The 19,033-nt window shown below is 70.5% G+C and carries 15 protein-coding genes; 4 read left to right on the top strand and 11 right to left on the bottom strand.

All coding sequences use genetic code 11. The annotated features are described in order from the left end of the window. Positions 1-9: 9 nt before the first annotated feature. From tal to pgl, 4 genes are all read left to right on the top strand, one after another. Positions 10-1,128 (top strand): transaldolase, encoded by a 1,119-nt coding sequence (gene tal, locus ACFYP3_RS24315; RefSeq protein ID WP_388836171.1) that lies wholly within the window; start codon positions 10-12, stop codon positions 1,126-1,128. A 5-nt stretch (positions 1,129-1,133) separates the two neighbouring features. After that, positions 1,134-2,660: a glucose-6-phosphate dehydrogenase gene (gene zwf / locus ACFYP3_RS24310; RefSeq protein ID WP_388836168.1), complete on the top strand. Its 1,527-nt coding sequence runs from the start codon at positions 1,134-1,136 to the stop codon at positions 2,658-2,660. Next, positions 2,657-3,718: a glucose-6-phosphate dehydrogenase assembly protein OpcA gene (gene opcA, locus ACFYP3_RS24305; protein WP_388836166.1), complete on the top strand. Its 1,062-nt coding sequence runs from the start codon at positions 2,657-2,659 to the stop codon at positions 3,716-3,718. The genes zwf and opcA overlap by 4 nt, the downstream gene beginning before the upstream one ends. 171 nt (positions 3,719-3,889) lie before the next feature. Beyond that, positions 3,890-4,672 carry a 6-phosphogluconolactonase gene (pgl, locus tag ACFYP3_RS24300; RefSeq protein ID WP_388836163.1) on the top strand — a complete coding sequence of 261 codons (783 nt, stop codon included), beginning with the start codon at positions 3,890-3,892 and terminating at the stop codon, positions 4,670-4,672. 60 nt (positions 4,673-4,732) lie between these two features. On the opposite strand, the gene pgi is transcribed toward pgl, so the two are convergent. The 11 genes from pgi to uvrC form a co-directional block, all read right to left on the bottom strand. Next, complete coding sequence (gene pgi, locus ACFYP3_RS24295) at positions 4,733-6,388, bottom strand: glucose-6-phosphate isomerase (protein WP_388836316.1); 1,656 nt, start codon at positions 6,386-6,388, stop codon at positions 4,733-4,735. A gap of 151 nt (positions 6,389-6,539) precedes the next feature. Then, positions 6,540-6,875 carry an RNA polymerase-binding protein RbpA gene (locus ACFYP3_RS24290; RefSeq protein ID WP_010352468.1) on the bottom strand — a complete coding sequence of 112 codons (336 nt, stop codon included), beginning with the start codon at positions 6,873-6,875 and terminating at the stop codon, positions 6,540-6,542. Between the two features lie 182 nt (positions 6,876-7,057). Further along, complete coding sequence (gene secG, locus ACFYP3_RS24285; RefSeq protein WP_030388924.1) at positions 7,058-7,288, bottom strand: preprotein translocase subunit SecG; 231 nt, start codon at positions 7,286-7,288, stop codon at positions 7,058-7,060. A 131-nt stretch (positions 7,289-7,419) separates the two neighbouring features. Further along, positions 7,420-8,208 (bottom strand): triose-phosphate isomerase, encoded by a 789-nt coding sequence (gene tpiA, locus ACFYP3_RS24280; protein WP_388836160.1) that lies wholly within the window; start codon positions 8,206-8,208, stop codon positions 7,420-7,422. 6 nt (positions 8,209-8,214) lie between these two features. After that, positions 8,215-9,429: a phosphoglycerate kinase gene (locus ACFYP3_RS24275; protein ID WP_388836157.1), complete on the bottom strand. Its 1,215-nt coding sequence runs from the start codon at positions 9,427-9,429 to the stop codon at positions 8,215-8,217. A gap of 131 nt (positions 9,430-9,560) precedes the next feature. Next, positions 9,561-10,568, bottom strand: coding sequence for a type I glyceraldehyde-3-phosphate dehydrogenase (gene gap / locus ACFYP3_RS24270; protein WP_030707022.1), 1,008 nt, complete (start codon positions 10,566-10,568; stop codon positions 9,561-9,563). Positions 10,569-10,799: 231 nt separating this feature from the next. Beyond that, on the bottom strand, positions 10,800-13,760 hold the full coding sequence (locus ACFYP3_RS24265; protein WP_388836154.1) for a M14 family zinc carboxypeptidase: 2,961 nt from the start codon (positions 13,758-13,760) through the stop codon (positions 10,800-10,802). Positions 13,761-13,900: 140 nt separating this feature from the next. Further along, positions 13,901-14,896, bottom strand: coding sequence for a DNA-binding protein WhiA (gene whiA, locus ACFYP3_RS24260; RefSeq protein WP_030009075.1), 996 nt, complete (start codon positions 14,894-14,896; stop codon positions 13,901-13,903). Continuing rightward, on the bottom strand, positions 14,887-15,951 hold the full coding sequence (yvcK, locus tag ACFYP3_RS24255) for a uridine diphosphate-N-acetylglucosamine-binding protein YvcK (protein WP_388836151.1): 1,065 nt from the start codon (positions 15,949-15,951) through the stop codon (positions 14,887-14,889). The genes whiA and yvcK overlap by 10 nt, the downstream gene beginning before the upstream one ends. Continuing rightward, a complete protein-coding gene (gene rapZ, locus ACFYP3_RS24250; protein WP_388836148.1) occupies positions 15,948-16,895 on the bottom strand; it encodes an RNase adapter RapZ in 948 nt (315 codons plus the stop codon). Before rapZ ends, yvcK begins: the two co-directional genes overlap by 4 nt. 33 nt (positions 16,896-16,928) lie before the next feature. Further along, positions 16,929-18,929 (bottom strand): excinuclease ABC subunit UvrC, encoded by a 2,001-nt coding sequence (gene uvrC, locus ACFYP3_RS24245; protein ID WP_388836145.1) that lies wholly within the window; start codon positions 18,927-18,929, stop codon positions 16,929-16,931. Positions 18,930-19,033 lie beyond the last annotated feature (104 nt).

Below are 19,033 nucleotides of genomic sequence, written 5' to 3'. Positions count from 1 at the left end.
TGTAATCCCATGACAGACGCACTCAAGCGCCTCTCCGACGAAGGCGTGGCGATCTGGCTGGACGACCTGTCCCGCAAGCGCATCACGTCCGGCAACCTGGCCGAGCTCATCGACCAGTCGCACGTGGTCGGTGTCACCACCAACCCGGCGATCTTCCAGAAGGCGATCAGCAGCGGCGAGGGCTACGAGCAGCAGCTCACCGACCTCGCCACCCGCAAGGTCACCGTGGAGGAGGCCCTGCGGATGATCACCACGGCGGACGTCCGCGACGCGGCCGACATCCTGCGCCCGGTCTACGACCGCACCGACGGCCAGGACGGCCGCGTGTCGATCGAGGTCGACCCGCGCCTGGCGCACAACACGCCGGCGACCATCGCCGAGGCCAAGCAGCTGGCCTGGCTGGTGGACCGCCCGAACACGCTCATCAAGATCCCGGCGACCAAGGCCGGCCTGCCGGCGATCACCGAGGTCATCGGCAAGGGCATCAGCGTCAACGTCACGCTGATCTTCTCGCTGGCGCGCTACCGCGAGGTCATGGACGCGTACCTGGCGGGCCTGGAGAAGGCCAAGGCCGCCGGCCTGGACCTGTCCCTGATCCACTCGGTCGCCTCCTTCTTCGTGTCCCGCGTGGACAGCGAGATCGACAAGCGCCTCGACGCGATCGGCACCGACGAGGCCAAGGCCCTCAAGGGCAAGGCGGCGCTCGCCAACGCCCGTCTGGCCTACGAGGCCTACGAGGAGGTCTTCTCCTCGGACCGCTGGGCCGCCCTGGAGCGCGTCGGAGCCAACAAGCAGCGTCCGCTGTGGGCCTCGACCGGCGTCAAGGACCCGGCGTACAAGGACACCCTGTACGTGGAGGACCTGGTCGCCCCGAACACGGTGAACACCATGCCGGAGGCCACCCTGGAGGCCACCGCCGACCACGGCCGGATCACGGGTGACACCGTGCGCGGCAGCTACGAGCAGGCGCGCGCCGAGCTCGACGCGGTCGCGAAGCTGGGTATTTCGTACGACGATGTGGTGCAGCTGCTCGAGGACGAGGGCGTCGAGAAGTTCGAGGCGTCCTGGAACGACCTGCTGAAGTCGACCGAGGCGGAGCTTGAGCGCCTTGCCCCCACGGAGGCCTGAACACCTTGTCTGTGAACGGAGCGAACCCGCTTCGTGACGCACAGGACCGGCGGCTCCCGCGCATCGCGGGGCCGTCCGGCCTGGTCATTTTCGGCGTTACGGGTGACCTGTCGCGCAAGAAGCTGATGCCAGCCATCTACGACCTGGCCAATCGCGGCCTGCTCCCGCCGGGCTTCTCGCTGATCGGGTTCGCCCGCCGCGAGTGGGAGCACGAGGACTTCGCCAAGGAGGTGTACGAGGCCGTCAAGCAGCACTCGCGCACCCCCTTCCGGGAGGAGGTCTGGCAGCAGCTGGTGCAGGGCTGCCGGTTCGTGCAGGGCGATTTCGACGACGACGCGGCCTTCGAGACCCTGAAGGCGACGATCGACGACCTGGACAAGGCGCAGGGCACGGGCGGCAACTTCGCCTTCTACCTGTCGGTCCCGCCGAAGTTCTTCCCCAAGGTGGTCCAGCAGCTCAAGAACCACGGGCTGGCGCAGAAGGAGGGCTCCTGGCGGCGTGCCGTCATCGAGAAGCCCTTCGGCCACGACCTGAAGAGCGCCGAGGAGCTCAACAAGGTCGTCCACGAGGTCTTCCCCCGGGACGAGGTCTTCCGGATCGACCACTACCTCGGCAAGGAGACCGTCCAGAACATCCTGGCGCTCCGCTTCGCCAACACCATGTTCGAGCCGATCTGGAACCGGTCGTACGTCGACCACGTGCAGATCACCATGGCCGAGGACATCGGCATCGGCGGCCGGGCCGGGTACTACGACGGCATCGGCGCGGCCCGGGACGTCATCCAGAACCACCTGCTGCAGCTGCTCGCGCTCACCGCGATGGAGGAGCCCGGCTCCTTCCACCCCAAGGCGCTGGTGGCGGAGAAGCTCAAGGTCCTCACGGCCGTCGAGCTCCCCGAGGACCTGGGCAAGCACACCGTGCGCGGCCAGTACTCGGCCGCGTGGCAGGGCGGCGAGAAGGTCGTCGGGTACCTCGAAGAGGACGGCATCGACCCCAAGTCGAAGACCGACACCTACGCGGCCGTCCGGCTGGAGATCAACAACCGCCGCTGGGCGGGCGTCCCGTTCTACCTGCGGACGGGCAAGCGCCTGGGCCGCCGGGTGACCGAGATCGCCGTGGTCTTCAAGCGTGCCCCGTACCTGCCGTTCGAGTCGGGTGCGACCGAGGAGCTGGGGCAGAACGCCCTGGTCATCCGGGTCCAGCCGGACGAGGGCGTGACGGTCCGCTTCGGTTCCAAGGTTCCGGGCACCTCCATGGAGGTCCGGGACGTCACGATGGACTTCGCCTACGGCGAGTCCTTCACGGAGTCGAGCCCCGAGGCGTACGAGCGGCTCATCCTCGACGTGCTCCTCGGCGACGCGAACCTCTTCCCGCGTCACCAGGAGGTCGAGCTGTCCTGGAACATCCTCGACCCGATCGAGGAGTACTGGGACAAGCACGGCAAGCCCGCGCAGTACCCGGCGGGCACCTGGGGTCCGGTCGAGGCGGACGAGATGCTCGCACGAGACGGACGGAGCTGGCGCCGGCCATGAAGATCGACCTCACGGAGACCAACTCCAGCAAGATCAATGCCGCGATGGTGCAGGCACGTCGGGACATCGGCACGCCGGCCATCGGCATGGTCCTCACGCTGGTGATCGTGACCGACGAGGAGAACGCGTACGACGCGCTCAAGTCGGCGAACGACGCGTCCCACGAACACCCCTCGCGGATCGTCGTCGTCATCAAGCGGGCCAGCCGCTCGCCGCGCAGTCGCCGCGACGCCCGGCTCGACGCGGAGATCCGCGTCGGGGCGGACTCCGGCAGCGGTGAGACGGTCGTGCTCCGCCTTCACGGCGAACTGGTCGACCACGCCCAGTCGGTGGTTCTCCCGCTGCTCCTGCCGGACGCCCCGGTGGTCGTCTGGTGGCCGGACGGTGCCCCCCAGGACCTGGCGGGCGACCCGCTGGGGACGCTGGGCCAGCGCCGGATCTCGGACACGTACTCCTGCGAGGACCCGATCCGGGAGCTCAGCGCCCGGGCGGCGTCGTACGCGCCGGGGGACACGGACCTGTCGTGGACCCGCATCACCCCGTGGCGCTCCATGCTGGCCGCCGCACTGGACCAGCAGAACCTCGCGGTCGCCTCGGCGACCGTCGAGGGCGAGGACGAGAACCCGAGCTGCGAGCTGCTGGCCATGTGGCTGGCGGACCGGCTCGCCGTCCCGGTGACGCGCACGCTGTCCTCGGGCCCCGGCCTGACGGCGGTACGCCTGTCCACCAAGGACGGCGACATCGTCCTGGACCGGGCCGACGGGGCCCTGGCCACGCTGTGCATGCCGGGGCAGCCCGACCGTGCGGTGGCGCTCAAGCGCCGCGACACGGCCGAGCTGCTGGCGGAGGAGCTGCGCCGACTGGACCCGGACAACACGTACGAGTCCGCGCTGAAGTTCGGCGTGGCGAAGCTGCAGCCGTCGGCTCCGGCCGAGGCGGCGGCCGAGGCTCCGGCGAAGCCCGAGGCCCCGGCGAAGGCCGACGCCCCGGCGACGGCCGCGGCCGAGGCGCAGCCGAAGCCGGCCGCGAAGCCGTCGAAGAAGGCCGCGAACAAGTAGCGGGGCTTGCGGGGCTCTCCCCCGCCCCCGCCCTTCCTCCGCTCCCCGGGGCTCCGTGCCCCGGGGCGGAGCCCGGTTTCGGGAAGGGGCGGGGGTGGGGGCGGGGCTCCGCGCAGCGGCACCCGCACCCCCGCACCCCGGACCTACACAGAAGGCGGCAACACCATGGGTATGACGACTCCCCAGGTCGTCGTCCACCGGGACAAGGAACTGATGGCCCAGGCCACCGCGGCCCGGCTCATCACGAAGATCGTGGACGCGCAGGCGGCCCGGGGCACGGCCTCCGTGGTCCTCACCGGCGGACGCAACGGCAACGGCCTCCTCGCCGCGCTCGCCGCCGCCCCCGCCCGCGACGCCGTCGACTGGGCGCGCCTGGACCTCTGGTGGGGCGACGAGCGGTACGTCCCCGCCGACGACCCCGAGCGCAATCACACGCAGGCCCGCGAGGCCCTCCTGGACTCGGTCCCGGTGGATCCCGCCCGCGTGCACGTGATGCCGGCCTCGGACGGACCGTACGGGGCCGACGTCGACGCGGCCGCGGCCGCCTACGCGGCCGAGCTGGCGAAGGCGGCCGGCCCCGAGGACCACGGCCCGGTCCCCCGCTTCGACGTGCTGATGCTGGGCGTGGGCCCGGACACGCACGTGGCCTCGCTCTTCCCGGAGCACCCGGCGGCCCGCGAGAGCGAGCGGACGGTGGTGGGCGTCCACGGCGCCCCGAAGCCCCCGCCCACCCGCATCTCGCTGACGCTCCCGGCGATCCGGGCGGCCCGCGAGGTCTGGCTGCTGGCGGCCGGCGAGGACAAGGCCGGAGCGGTCTCCATCGCCCTCGGCGGGGCCGGCGGGGTGCAGGCCCCGGCCGCGGAGGCGTACGGCCGCTCCCGCACCCTGTGGCTCCTGGACCGCGCGGCGGCGGCGAAGCTCCCGACCGGGATGTACCCGCCGGCCTCCTCCTGACCCGTACGGCGCGAAGGGCCCGCTCTCCCGAGGAGAGCGGGCCCTTCGGCCGTCCTGCCGTCAGCTCCGGCCGCGCAGCTTCCGGTAGGTGGCCACCAGGGCCTTCGTCGAGGCGTCGAGACCCTCGACGTCCACACCCTCGGTCAGGGCGGGCTCGACGCGCTTGGCGAGGACCTTGCCGAGCTCGACGCCCCACTGGTCGAAGGAGTCGATGTTCCACACCGCGCCCTGGACGAACACCTTGTGCTCGTACAGCGCGATCAGCTGGCCCAGCACCCCCGGGGTGAGCTCGGTGGCCAGGATGGTGGTCGTCGGGTGGTTCCCGTGGAAGGTCTTGTGCGGGACCAGCGGCTCCGGGGTCCCTTCGGCGCGCACCTCGTCCGCCGACTTGCCGAAGGCCAGCGCCTGGGTCTGCGCGAAGAAGTTGGCCATGAGCAGGTCGTGCTGGGCCGCGGGGGCCGCCTCCAGCTCGGCCACCGGCTTCGCGAAGCCGATGAAGTCCGCGGGGATCATCTTCGTCCCCTGGTGGATCAGCTGGTAGTAGGCGTGCTGCCCGTTGGTGCCGGGCGTGCCCCAGACCACCGGGCCCGTCTGCCACTCCACCGGATTGCCGTCGCGGTCCACGGACTTGCCGTTGGACTCCATGTCCAGCTGCTGCAAGTACGCGGTGAAGCGCGAGAGGTAGTGGCTGTACGGGAGCACGGCGTGCGACTGCGCGTCGAAGAAGTCGCCGTACCAGATCCCCAACAGGCCGATCAGCAGCGGGGCGTTCTCCTCCGGCGGCGCCGTGCGGAAGTGCTGGTCCATCAGGCGGAAGCCGGCCAGCATGTCGCGGAAGGCCGCCGGCCCGATCGCGATCATCAGGGAGAGGCCGATGGCCGAGTCGAAGGAGTAGCGGCCGCCGACCCAGTCCCAGAACTCGAACATGTTGGCCGGGTCGATGCCGAAGTCGGTGACCTTCTCGGCGTTGGTCGACAGCGCCACGAAGTGCCGTGCCACGGCCGCCTGATCACCGCCGAGGCCGGCGAGCAGCCAGCCGCGCGCCGACGTGGCGTTGGTGATCGTCTCGATGGTGGTGAAGGTCTTGGAGGCGATGATGAACAGCGTCTCGGCCGGGTCCAGGTCCCGCAGGGCCTCGTGCAGGTCGGCGCCGTCGACGTTGGACACGAAGCGCACCGTCAGGGCGCGGTCGGCGAAGGCGCGCAGGGCGTCGTAGGCCATGGCCGGACCGAGGTCGGAGCCGCCGATGCCGATGTTGACGACGTTCCTGATGCGCTTGCCGGTGAAGCCGGTCCACTCCCCCGACCTGACCTGGTCGGCGAAGGCCGCCATCTTGTCGAGGACCGCGTGCACGGCCGGGACGACGTTCTCGCCGTCCACCTCGATGACGGCGTCCCTGGGCGCGCGCAGGGCGGTGTGCAGCACCGCCCGGTCCTCGGTCGTGTTGATCTTCTCGCCGCGGAACATCGCCTCGCGCAGCTCGGCCACGCCGGTGGCCGCGGCCAGTTCGCGCAGGAGCGCGAGCGTCTCGTCGGTCACGAGGTGCTTCGAGTAGTCGATGTGCAGGTCGCCGACCTGCAGGGTGTAGTCGGCGCCGCGGCCGGGATTCTTCTCGAACAGCTCCCGCAGATGCGTCTGCCCGAATTCCTCCCGGTGCTTGCCGAGTGCCAGCCACTCCGGCGTCCGGTTGAGCTTCGTCCTGCTGTCTGCGTTCATCTCGGACATCAACCCGTTTCTTCCGTCCTGTCGTGCCCCGCCGTTCTCCAACTTAAGGGATCAGAAGCGGCGCAACGCACACAAAGAGGCCCGGCCCCGCAGGAGATGATTCCTGCGGGGCCGGGCCTCACGTCACACATATGGGGCGGTGTCAGATCTCGCCGCGGAGTTTGGCGAGCGCCTCGGCGAGGATCGCCTCGCCGTCGGCGTCGGAGCGCCGTTCCCGTACGTACGCCAGGTGCGTCTTGTACGGTTCGGTGCGCGGCGGCGCGGGCGGGTTGTCCCGGTCCTGGCCGGCCGGGAACCCGCAGCGCGGGCAGTCCCAGGTGTCCGGCACCTGCGCGTCGCTGGCGAAGCTCGGCTGCGTCTCGTGCCCGTTCGAGCACCAGAAGGAGATGCGCAGGCGGGGTGCGGACTCGCCGCGCTCTGCCTCACCCATCGGCCCCGCTCCGACCCGGCTACCACGGATCGCGTTGCCACTTGCCACGGTCGTAACTCCCTGCGTGATGGTGCCGCGGAGTGTGAGTGGAATTTCCGCCGCGGAGCGCCCAAGTCTACGTAAGGCCCAACGCACGTCCAGTGAGCGGAGTTACTGATTCCGCGCTGTGGACGCCGGACCTCATGATAGGCCGGGCACCACCGACAGGACTGCCGGAATGGCCGGAACGGTCAGCTGCTCGACTTCATCAGCAGGCCGAGCGCGACGATGCACGCGAACCACAGCAGACCCACGACGACGGTGATGCGGTCCAGGTTGCGCTCCGCGACGGAGGAACCGCCGACCGACGACTGCATTCCGCCGCCGAACATGTCGGAGAGGCCGCCGCCCTTGCCCTTGTGCATCAGCACGAGCAGCATCAGCAGGGCGCTGAAGACGATCAGGGCGATCGAGAACCCCATAATCACGGCTGATTCCTACTTTCTGGCTTTTTTCAGGCTTTCCGGCTTTGCGGGATGTGCGCGGGGGCCAGTGGCTGGTGGTTCAGCCTCTGGCCCCCGCAAGGGTACGACGGATCCGCCCTACCGCATACTCACTGGTCGCGGAAGCGGACGATCTTGACGAACTCCTCCGCGTCCAGCGCGGCGCCGCCGATCAGGGCGCCGTCGACGTCGGGCTGCGCCATGATCGCCGCGATGTTCCCGGCCTTCACCGAGCCGCCGTACTGGATGCGGACCTTGTCGGCCAGCTCCTGCGAGTACAGCTCCGCGAGGCGGGTGCGGATCGCCCCGCAGACCTCCTGCGCGTCGTCGGGGGTGGCGACCTCGCCGGTGCCGATGGCCCAGACGGGCTCGTAGGCGATCACGATGGACTCGACCTGCTCGGCCGGGACGTCCTTGAGGCCGCCGTCGACCTGGGCCAGCGTGTGCGGGACCTGCTGTCCGGCCTTGCGGACCTCCAGGCCCTCGCCGACGCACAGGATCGGGGTGAGCCCGTGCCGGTAGGCGGCCTTGACCTTGGCGTTGCAGAGCTCGTCGGACTCGCCGTGGTACTGACGGCGCTCGCTGTGGCCGACGGCCACGTACGTGCACTTCAGCTTCGCCAGCATGGAGCCGGAGATCTCGCCGGTGTAGGCGCCGGCGTCGTGCGCGGACAGGTCCTGGGCGCCGTACTTGATCTTCAGCTTGTCGCCGTCGACCAGGGTCTGGACCGAACGCAGGTCGGTGAAGGGCGGCAGGACCGCGACCTCGACGGCGTCGTAGTCCTTGTCGGCGAGCGCGAAGGCGAGCTTCTGGACGTGGGCGATGGCCTCGAGGTGGTTGAGGTTCATCTTCCAGTTGCCCGCCATCAGCGGGGTACGGCCGTTTACAGCGTCAGACATAAGGGGTCAGCCCTCCAGGGCGGCGAGGCCGGGGAGCGTCTTGCCCTCGAGGTATTCGAGGGAGGCGCCGCCACCGGTCGAGATGTGGCCGAATGCATTCTCGTCGAAGCCGAGGATGCGGACGGCGGCGGCGCTGTCTCCGCCGCCGACGACGGTGAAGGCGCTGCTGTCGAGCAGGGCCTGGGCGATGGCCCTGGTACCGCCGGCGTAGTCGGGGTGCTCGAACACGCCGACCGGACCGTTCCAGAAGACGGTCTTGGCATCGGCGATCTTCGACGCGTACAGCTCGCGCGTCCGGGGACCGATGTCCAGGCCTTCCTTGTCCTTCGGGATCGCGTCGGCGTCCACGGTCTCGAAGACAGCCGGGGTCTTGCCCTTCAGGTCCGGGAAGTCCGAGGAGACCAGCACGTCGACCGGGAGCACCAGCTCGACGCCGGTGTCCTCGGCGCGCTGCATGTACTCCTTGACGACGTCCACCTGGTCCTTCTGGAGCAGGGAGATGCCGACCTCGTAGCCCTTGGCGTAGAGGAAGGTGTAGGCCATGCCGCCGCCGATGAGGATGCGGTCGGCCTTGCCGAGCAGCTCGTCGATGACGGCCAGCTTGTCGGAGACCTTGGCGCCGCCGAGGACCACGACGTAGGGGCGCTCGACCTCGGCGGTGAGCTTCTTCAGGACGCCGACCTCGGTGGCGATGAGGTAGCCGGCCGCATGCGGGAGGCGCGCGGGCAGGTCGAAGACCGAGGCGTGCTTGCGGTGGACGGCGCCGAAGCCGTCGCCGACGTAGAGGTCGGCGAGCTCGGCGAGCTGGTCCGCGAAGGCGCCGCGCTCGGCGTCGTCCTTCGAGGTCTCACCGGCGTTGAAGCGCAGGTTCTCGAGGACGGCCACCCGGCCGTCGGTGAGGGCCGCGACGGTCTCCTTGGCGGAGGCGCCGACCGTGTCGGCGGCGAAGGCGACCTCCGCGCCGAGCAGTTCGCCGAGACGGGTCGCGGCGGGGGCGAGCGAGAAGGCCGGCTCCACGCCGGTGCCCTTCGGGCGGCCCAGGTGCGAGGCCACGATGACGCGGGCGCCGGCGCCGGCGAGCTTCGCGATCGTGGGCTGGACGGCGCGGATGCGGCCGTCGTCGGTGATGGTGCCTTCGGCCAGCGGGACGTTCAGGTCCGCGCGGACGAAGACCCGCTTGCCCTTGACGCCCTCGGCGAGGAGTTCATCGATCGTCTTCATGTGTACCTACTCCTTTGTGCCCTTCGCTCGAAGGGCGAGGAAGGGAGAACGAGGCAAACAACAGGGCCCGTGCGGCGCTTCGTCGCGCTGCTCGGACCCTGTGCTCACATCGTGGTGCCTTGCCTATGTGCTTAGAGCTGACCGCCGACGAAGACGGTGAGGTCGACGAGACGGTTGGAGTAGCCCCACTCGTTGTCGTACCAGCCGACGACCTTAACCTGCGTGCCTTCCTGGACCATGGTCAGGGAGGAGTCGAAGGTGCAGGACGCGGGCCAGTTCACGATGTCGGAGGAGACGATCGCGTCCTCGGTGTAGTCGAGGATGCCCTTCAGCTGCCCCTCGGAGGCCTTCTGGAAGGCCGCGTTGATCTCTTCCACCGTGGTCTCGCGGGAGAGCTCCAGGACCAGGTCGGTGACCGAGCCGGTCGGGACCGGGACGCGCATGGCGATGCCGTCCAGCTTGCCCTTGAGCTGCGGGAGGACCAGCGCGGTGGCCTTGGCGGCACCGGTGGAGGTCGGGATGATGTTCTCGGCGGCGGCGCGGGCGCGACGCAGGTCCGAGTGCGGGAAGTCCAGGATGCGCTGGTCGTTCGTGTACGCGTGGACCGTCGTCATCATGCCCTTGACGATGCCGAAGTTCTCGTCGAGGACCTTGGCCATCGGCGCCACGCAGTTGGTGGTGCAGGAGGCGTTGGAGATGACGTGGTGGTTGGCCGCGTCGTACTTGTCCTGGTTGACGCCCATGACGATGGTGATGTCCTCGTCCTTGGCCGGAGCCGAGATGAGGACCTTCTTGGCGCCGGCCGCGATGTGCTTGGCGGCGTCGGCCTTCTTGGTGAAGATGCCGGTCGACTCGATGACGATGTCGGCGCCCAGTTCACCCCAGGGGAGGTTCGCGGGGTCGCGCTCGGCGAAGGTCTTGAAGGTCTGGCCACCGACGGTGATGCTGTTGTCGGTGTGGCTGACCTCGTGCTTCAGCCGGCCCAGGATGGTGTCGTACTTGAGAAGGTGCACCAGGGTGGCGTTGTCAGTCAGGTCGTTGACACCGACGATCTCGATGTCCGCTCCCTGCTCCAGGAGCGCCCGGAAATAGTTGCGGCCAATGCGGCCAAAACCGTTGATGCCTACGCGGATCGTCACGAACCGATCTCCTCGTTGGTGCGCCGGTTAGTGCGCCGGCGAGCTGAAATGGGATGTCCCCGACCGCTTACGACCCTACCTCTCCGTGAGCTTCTGGGTGACATCGGTCGGAGCCTGACACTCCCCCCACTTCGTGGGGGACACGCGCCCCGGTCCCGTTCCTGACGCTCCGGAACGGGACCGGGGACTTCGGTCCCGGTCACTCAGGGTGAGTGACGAAGGGGCCGGCGATCAGCGGTTCAGTGCGCGCAACGCCTTACCGACGAGTAGGGCGCGATCCGCCGCGGCGGGCAGGTGCTCCAGTCCGAAGCCCAGCAGGACGGTGTCACGGGTAGTGACCGCCGCATAGGACTTGAACAACTCGCCGGAGCGGGCCCAGTCGCCGGGGACGTCGGGGCTGCCGGCGGGTGCGCCCTGGGCCGTCCACCCACCGAGGGAGGACTCGAAGCCCTCGACGGCCTGTTCCGCGCCGCCGACGGACAGGCGCGCCTCGTCCGCGAAGACGCCGCGGCCGCCCGAGCCCGGGTCGGTGATGTAGGAGAGCGAGACCTCGACGGTCTTGCCCGCGTACGCGCTCAGGTCGAAGGAGACCTGCTTCCAGCCGCCGGAGGAACCGGTGAAGCTGTTCCACTGGCCGCTGGTGCCGTGCGCGGTGCAGCCGCCGGAGTCCAGGGTGAGGTAGTGCCGCAGGAAGGGGTGGTCGTTCACGAAGAACCCGGCCGCGCACTCCTCCGGCACGGTGGCGCTGCTCAGGCCGTCCCGGTCCGGCAGCGTGGTCCAGTCGTCGCCGCCGGCCGTACGGGCCTCCAGCGCGGCGTGGTCGTAGCCCTCCTCGGTGTTCCAGTTGAGGGCGAGCTTCAGCTGCGGCTGGTCGGCCGCGGTGACGCCGGTGAGGTCGATCGTGCGGACGAGGCGCTTCCAGTCGTCGTCCGCGTGCAGGGCCGCGGCCATCCCGGCGCCCGCGTAGGGGGCGTACGGGTTCGCGACCCCGGTGAACTGGCCCGCCTGGGCGCTCTTGAACTGCGGGAACTGGGCGGGGGCCAGGCTGTCGGAGGTGACGGTGTAGGCGCCGGGGGCGTTCAGCGGGTTGCCCGCGGCGTCGCCGAGGCCGCCCTTCGCCCCGGCCAGGGAGCCGGCGCCGGCGAAGCCCTTCGCGCCGGGGGTGCTCGTCCGGCTGTACGCGCCGAGCCAGTACTGGCTGAAGTCGTTGGTCACGGCGCGGCCGACCTGGGCGTTGCCGCCCGCCAGCTCACCGGCCTCGATCAGCTTGCCGCCCTCGTTCAGGAAGTCGCGCACCGCGAGCTGGGTGTCACCGCCGGGGGTCTTGGCCCCGGTGTAGTGAACGGCCGTACGGAAGTGCGAGAGCACGCCGAGGTGGTGCGGGGCACCCTGCGTCGCCACGTCCCACACGGCGGCGGACTTCCCGTTGGCGCGCAGGGCGTCGACGTAGGTCTGGGCGTGCTGGGCCTTGGCCCCCTCCTCGGCGATCACCAGGACGTCCGCGCGCGGCCGTTCGGCCACCGTGTACGTGAAGTGCTCGCTGGAGACCTGCTTGCCGGCGCGGTCGCGGCCGGTGAACCAGACCTCCACCGTGTCGCCGGGCTTCGCGCCGTCCACCTTGGCGCGGTACTCGTCGAACCAGTTGTTGTCGTCGCCGCCGTAGACCTCGCCGCCCTTCCAGGCCTTGAGCTCCTCGTCGTGCGCGCGGCCGCCGTTGATCCGGAAGTTGAGCTCCTTGTCCTTGAGCGCCTTGCGGGCCGTGACGGAGACCGTCTGGTCCTCGCCGCGGGCGACGTAGGAGGTGGTGAAGGGGTCGACGGTGAAGTCGGCGGCCTTCAGGCCCAGGGAGGACTTCGGCTGGTCCGGGTGTTCGGCGCTCTCGGCCACGGACAGCGCGAAGGGGACGTTCTTGGCGAACTCCGCCTGGATGAGCTTCTCGTCGTCCGGGAAGTTGAAGCCGGAGGCGCAGTCCTCGGGCTTCCACTGGTCGTTCGGGTCGGCCGCCGAGGCGGTCTGGCAGGTGGTCATCTCCGGGGTGAACATCATGATGCCGTTGACGTTGGAGGCGTGGCCGTCGGCCTCGCCGTTCGTCGTGTAGAGCTCGGAGGAGACCTGCGGGTAGTAGCCGGGGACCGCCGGGTTCTCCGGGGTGCCGGCGAGCGCCTTGTAGGCGACGTCGTCGGGGGTGGGGGTGGCGACCTGCCAGCCCACGCCGTAGAGCAGCAGCTCGGCGGCCGAGTGGTAGTTGATGGCGTAGTCGAAGCCGATGCGCTTCTCGAAGGCGTCGAGGGCGGCGGTCTCGGGCTCGGAGGAGGCCTTCGGGCCGCGGTAGGTCTCGCTCGCCTGGTTCGGCGAGGACCCCTCGTTGTCGTAGCCCCACTTGTAGGCGAAGTTGCGGTTGAGGTCGATCCCGTCGCCGGCGGTGATCTTGCCGTCGCCGTTGTTGTCGCGCAGGTTCTTGCGCCACAGCCGCTCGCCGTCCGGGGCGTGCGTGAAGTCGTACCCGTCCGGGTTGGCGGAGAGCAGGAACCACAGCTCGGTGGAGTCCACCAGCTTGGTGATCCGCTGGTCCTTGCCGTAGTTGTCGATCGTGTGGTGCATCAGCCGCCGGGTCATCTCGGGGGTGATCCACTCACGGGCGTGCTGGTTGGACATGTAGAGCACGGAGGGCTTGTCGCCGTCCTTGGTCTTCCTGGCGTTCTTGCTGACCTTGAGGGCGAGGATGTCCTTGCCCTGGACGGTCTTGCCGATGGAGACGACCTTGGTGAGCGCCGGGTTCTCCTGCGCCGTGCGCAGGATCTCCTCCTGGAGGCCGCCCTTGCCGCTGTACGGGCGGAACACGCCGTCGCCGGCGGCCTTGGCCCGGGCCAGCCCCTGGGCCCCGATCCTCCGCTCGGCGAGCTTGACGCCCTGGGCGGCCAGCTCCTTGGCCTGGCCGCCGGTGAGGAAGAGCTCGACGCGGGCGGTCCCGCTCTCCGGGGCGCGTTCGGCGAGCTCGTGGGCGTCCTGGCCGGCGGCGAGGACGAGCGGGACCTGTTCCCGGGTGATGTCGGCGTCGTAGACCCGCACCTCGTCGGCACCGGGTGCGGTGCCGGAACCGGGCTGGGCCTGGGCCGCCGCGGGTAGCGCGGCGAGTGTGGTTGCGAAGACGAGTGCGCTTGCGGCGAGGATCGATCTCGCGCGGTGCCTCATGTGCCCCCCTGGGCGTCGTCTGCCACGAAAGCGTTCGGACGCCAGACTCAAGACCGGCCCATGCTCATGTCAATGGGGCCTACGGCAAAGGGGCCCGCACGAGTGATCGCGCGAGCCCCTTTGCCGTACGGAACCGTCGGCTAACCGGCCATGTTGTCGGCCATCTCCTCGCTGAGGTCGAGGTTCGACTCGGTGCCCGGGATGCCGAGGTCCTGGGCGCGCTTGTCGGCCATCGCCAGCAGGCGGCGGATCCGGCCCGCGACGGCGTCCTTGGTCAGCGGCGGGTCGGCGAGCGCGCCCAGCTCCTCCAGGGAGGCCTGCTTGTGCTCCATGCGCAGCCGGCCGGCCGCGGCGAGGTGCTCGGGCACCTCCTCGCCGAGGATCTCCAGCGCGCGCTGCACACGGGCTCCGGCGGCCACCGCGGCCCGCGCCGAGCGGCGCAGGTTGGCGTCGTCGAAGTTGGCGAGGCGGTTGGCGGTGGCGCGCACCTCGCGCCGCATCCGCCGCTCCTCCCACGCGAGCACGGACTCGTGGGCGCCGAGGCGGGTCAGCAGGGCGCCGATGGCGTCGCCGTCGCGGACGACGACCCGGTCGACGCCGCGCACCTCGCGCGCCTTGGCGGCGATGGAGAGCCTGCGAGCGGCGCCCACCAGGGCCAGGGCGGCCTCCGGGCCGGGGCAGGTGACCTCCAGGGAGGAGGACCGGCCCGGCTCGGTGAGCGAGCCGTGGGCCAGGAAGGCGCCGCGCCAGGCCGCCTCGGCGTCACAGGTGGCCCCGGAGACCACCTGCGGGGGAAGACCGCGGATGGGGCGCCCGCGGCCGTCCACGAGGCCCGTCTGGCGCGCCAGCTGGTCGCCGCCGGCCACGACGCGGACCACGTAGCGGCTGCCGCGGCGCAGTCCGCCGGGGGCCATCACCACGAGGTCCGAGGAATGGCCGAAGATCTCCAGGATGTCCTTGCGCAGGCGTCTGGCCGCGATCCCGGTGTCGAGCTCCGCCTCGATGACGATGCGGCCGCTCACCAGGTGCAGGCCGCCCGCGAACCGAAGGATCGCCGAGACCTCCGCCTTCCTGCAGCAGGTCCGGGTGACGGGAAGACGGGAGATCTCATCCTTCACCGCGGGCGTCATCGCCATGGGCCGATCCTTCCATGCATCCGAAAAATACGGTCGTACGCGGCGGCCAGCAGCTCCGGATCGTGCTTCGGAGAACCGTCCTGCCTGGCCACGGGGGCCAGCTCGACCGCGGCACCGAACCGTTTCGCGGCATCGGCGAGGGACTCGCGGTCGGGCACGGCGGCCTCGTCGGCCAGCACCACGTCCAGGGCGAGTTTAGGGGCGTGTCGGGCCAAAACCTCCAAATGACGCTGCGGAGAGAAGCCCTCTGTTTCGCCGGGCTGCGGCGCGAGGTTCAGCGAGAGGACCCGCCGGGCCTTCGTCTCGACCAGTGCGTCGAGCAGTTCCGGCACCAGCAGGTGCGGAATGACGGAGGAGAACCAGGACCCCGGGCCGAGCACGACCCAGTCGGCGTCCAGGACGGCCGCGACGGCCTCCGGCACGGCCGGCGGGTCGCTCGGTACCACCTGTACGGAGAGCACCTCGCCCGGGGTCAGCGCCACGGTGGCCTGCCCGCGGACGGTGTCCACGTCCTCGGGTCTGGCCGGGTCGTGGCCCCTGACCAGGGCCTGGAGCTCCAGCGGCACCGCGGACATCGGCAGCACCCGGCCGTGGGCGCCGAGCAGCCTGCCCACCAGGTCGAGGGCCTGGACGGGGTCGCCGAGCTGTTCCCACAGGGCGACGATCAGCAGGTTGCCGACGGCGTGCCCGTGCAGGTCGCCCTCGGACTGGAAGCGGTGCTGGATGACCCGGGCCCAGGTCTGGCCCCAGTCGTCGTCCCCGCACAGCGCGGCCAGCGCCTTGCGCAGGTCGCCGGGCGGCAGCACGCCGAGCTCCTCCCGGAGCCGGCCGCTGGAGCCGCCGTCGTCGGCGACGGTGACCACGGCGGTGAGGTCACCGGTGATCCGGCGCAGGGCGGCGAGGGAGGCCGAGAGGCCCTGGCCGCCGCCGAGCGCCACCACCTTGGGGGTGGCGCCGCGCCGGCGGCCGGAGCGGCCGGAGCGGCCCGCGCCGTCCTCGCCCCGTCCCGGGGTGAGGCGGCGCAGACGGCTCAGCCGCGGGGTGCGTGCGGTCACTCGCGCCCCATGTCCCGGTGGACGACGACGGTCTCGACTCCCTCGGAGGCGAGGCGGGCGGCGAGCTTCTCGGACATGGCCACGCTGCGGTGCTTGCCGCCCGTGCAGCCGACCGCGATGGTCACGTACCGCTTGCCCTCGCGGCGGTAGCCGGTGGCGATGAGCTGGAGCAGCTCGGTGTAGCGGTCGAGGAACTCCTTGGCGCCGGGCTGGCTGAAGACGTACCCCGACACCTCCTCGTTGAGCCCGGTGAAGGGGCGCAGCTCCGGGACCCAGTGCGGGTTCGGGATGAAGCGGCAGTCGACGACGAGGTCGGCGTCGACGGGGAGGCCGTACTTGTAGCCGAAGGACATGACGGTGGCCCGCAGCTCGGGCTCCTCGTCGCCGGCGAACTGGGCGTCCATCTTGGCGCGCAGCTCGTGCACGTTCAGGCTGGAGGTGTCGATCACCAGGTCGGCGTCTCCGCGCAGCTCGCGCAGCAGGTCGCGCTCGGCGGCGATGCCGTCGGTGATGCGCCCGTCGCCCTGGAGCGGGTGCGGACGGCGGACCGACTCGAAGCGGCGGACCAGGGCGTCGTCGGAGGACTCCAGGAAAACGATCCGGCGGGTGACGCCGCGGCTGTCGAGGTCGGCGAGGGACTCGCGCAGGGCGTCGAAGAACTGGCGGCCGCGGACGTCGACGACGACGGCGATGCGTGCCACGTTGCCCTGGGAGCGGGCGCCGAGCTCCACCATGGTGGGGATCAGCGCCGGCGGGAGGTTGTCGACGACGAACCAGCCGAGGTCCTCCAGACACTTGGCCGCCGTACTGCGGCCGGCCCCGGACATGCCGGAGATGATCACCAGCTCGGGGATGGCCGCCTCGGCGGTCTCGCCGGGCTCCGCTGTCGTGCCCGTACTCACCTGTGCTCCGTCTCGGTCGTGCGTGGTCTCGTGCTCGGTCATTGCTCGGTCCCCCGTTCGGACGATGGCTCCCGGCTACCGCTGGGAGGTGCCCCCACCCGCGGGGGCGGGGTTCTCATCCTCAATGATCTCTCCTGTCGCCGTGTTGACGGCAGGGCCGGCGGGGACCGCCCCGGCGAGGGCCGCGGCCACGGTCTCGGCCGTCTTGCGGCCTATGCCCGGGACCTCGCAGATCTGGTCGATTGTCGCCTGCCTCAGCTTCTTCACCGAACCGAAGTGCTTGATCAGGGCGTGTTTGCGGCTTTCGCCGAGGCCGGGCACCTCGTCCAGGGGGCCGGACTTCAGGCGCTTGCCGCGCTTGTTGCGCTGGTACTGGATGGCGAAACGGTGGGCTTCGTCACGCACCCGCTGGAGCAGGTAGAGGCCCTCGCTGGCGCGGGGCAGCACGACGGGGTCCTCCTCGCCGGGCAGCCAGACCTCCTCCAGCCGCTTGGCCAGGCCGCACACGGCGACGTCGTCCACCCCGAGCTCCTCCAGGGCCCGCTTGGCGGCGGCGACCTGCGGCTGCCCGCCGTCGACGACGACGAGCTGCGGCGGGTACGCGAAGCGCTTGGGCCGCCCGTCGTCCTCGGGTACCGCGCCCTCGCCCTCCTCGGCCTCCCATTCGCCGGTCTTCAGCTTCTCCTGGAGGTAGCGGCGGAAGCGCCGCGAGACCACCTCGTGCATGGAGCGGACGTCGTCCTGCCCCTCGAACGACTTGATCTGGAAGCGCCGGTACTCGCTCTTGCGGGCCAGCCCGTCCTCGAACACGACCATCGACGCGACGACGTCGTCCCCCTGCAGGTGGGAGATGTCGAAGCACTCGATGCGCAGCGGGGCGCTGTCGAGCTCCAGGGCCTCGGCGATCTCCTCCAGGGCCCGGGAGCGGGTGGTGAGGTCGCTGGCGCGCTTGGTCTTGTGCAGGGCGAGGGACTGCAGCGCGTTGCGGTGGACGGTCTCCATGAGGGCCTTCTTGTCGCCGCGCTGCGGTATCCGCAGGCTGACCTGGGACCCCCGGCGGTCGGCGAGCCACTGGCTCAGTGCGGCCGTGTCCTCGGGCAGCGCCGGGACCAGCACCTCCTTGGGGACGGCCTCGCCCTTCTCCTCGCCGTACAGCTGCTGGAGGGCGTGCTCGACGAGCCCGGCGGTGTCGACGGCCTCCACCTTGTCGGTGACCCAGCCGCGCTGGCCGCGGACCCGGCCGCCGCGCACGTGGAAGATCTGCACGGCCGCTTCGAGCTCGTCCTCCGCGACCGCGATCAGGTCGGCGTCGGTGGCGTCGGCCAGCACGACGGCGTTCTTCTCCATGGCCCGGCGCAGCGCCCCGATGTCGTCGCGCAGCCGGGCGGCCTTCTCGTACTCCATCTCCTCGGCGGCCTCGTGCATCTCCTTCTCCAGGCGGGAGAGGTAGGTCCCCGTCCGCCCGGCCATGAAGTCGCAGAAGTCCTCGGCCAGTTCGCGGTGCTCCTCGGGGGTGACGCGGCCGACGCAGGGCGCGGAGCACTTCCCGATGTAGCCGAGCAGGCAGGGGCGGCCGATCTGGGCGGAGCGCTTGAACACTCCGGCGGAGCAGGTCCGGACCGGGAACACCCGGAGCATGAGGTCGACGGTCTCGCGGATGGCCCAGGCGTGGCCGTACGGACCGAAGTAGCGCACGCCCTTCTTCTTGGGCCCGCGCATGACCTGGACCCGGGGGTACTCCTCGTTCAAGGTCACGGCGAGGGAGGGGTAGCTCTTGTCGTCCCGGTACTTGACGTTGAACCGGGGGTCGTACTCCTTGATCCACGAGTACTCCAGCTGGAGCGCCTCGACCTCGGTGGACACCACGGTCCACTCGACGGAGGCGGCCGTGGTCACCATGGTGGCGGTACGGGGGTGCAGGCCGGCGACGTCCTGGAAGTAGCTGGCCAGGCGCTGGCGCAGGCTCTTGGCCTTCCCGACGTAGATCACCCGGCGGTGCTCGTCGCGGAACTTGTAGACCCCCGGGGAGTCGGGGATCTGTCCCGGCTGGGGGCGATAGCTGGAAGGGTCGGCCATGCCGACCACCCTACTGGCGCGGTCCGACAACGTGCCGTACCCCTCCGGGCCGGTGCGCGGACCCGAAAGATCGGGGCTCCGCCCCGGACCCCGGTCCTCAAACG

Source organism: Streptomyces sp. NPDC005533, from assembly GCF_042871845.1.
Lineage (GTDB): Bacteria > Actinomycetota > Actinomycetes > Streptomycetales > Streptomycetaceae > Streptomyces.
This window is presented reverse-complemented; position numbering and strand designations above follow the sequence as displayed.

Coding starts and splice junctions, on each gene's coding strand:
- tal (WP_388836171.1), top strand. CDS start 10: ATGACAGACGCACTCAAGCGCCTCTCCGACGAAGGCGTGGCGATCTGG.
- opcA (WP_388836166.1), top strand. CDS start 2,657: ATGAAGATCGACCTCACGGAGACCAACTCCAGCAAGATCAATGCCGCG.
- pgl (WP_388836163.1), top strand. CDS start 3,890: ATGACGACTCCCCAGGTCGTCGTCCACCGGGACAAGGAACTGATGGCC.
- pgi (WP_388836316.1), bottom strand. CDS start 6,388: ATGAACGCAGACAGCAGGACGAAGCTCAACCGGACGCCGGAGTGGCTG.
- secG (WP_030388924.1), bottom strand. CDS start 7,288: ATGGGGTTCTCGATCGCCCTGATCGTCTTCAGCGCCCTGCTGATGCTG.
- tpiA (WP_388836160.1), bottom strand. CDS start 8,208: ATGTCTGACGCTGTAAACGGCCGTACCCCGCTGATGGCGGGCAACTGG.
- ACFYP3_RS24275 (WP_388836157.1), bottom strand. CDS start 9,429: ATGAAGACGATCGATGAACTCCTCGCCGAGGGCGTCAAGGGCAAGCGG.
- ACFYP3_RS24265 (WP_388836154.1), bottom strand. CDS start 13,760: ATGAGGCACCGCGCGAGATCGATCCTCGCCGCAAGCGCACTCGTCTTC.
- whiA (WP_030009075.1), bottom strand. CDS start 14,896: ATGGCGATGACGCCCGCGGTGAAGGATGAGATCTCCCGTCTTCCCGTC.
- rapZ (WP_388836148.1), bottom strand. CDS start 16,895: ATGACCGAGCACGAGACCACGCACGACCGAGACGGAGCACAGGTGAGT.
- uvrC (WP_388836145.1), bottom strand. CDS start 18,929: ATGGCCGACCCTTCCAGCTATCGCCCCCAGCCGGGACAGATCCCCGAC.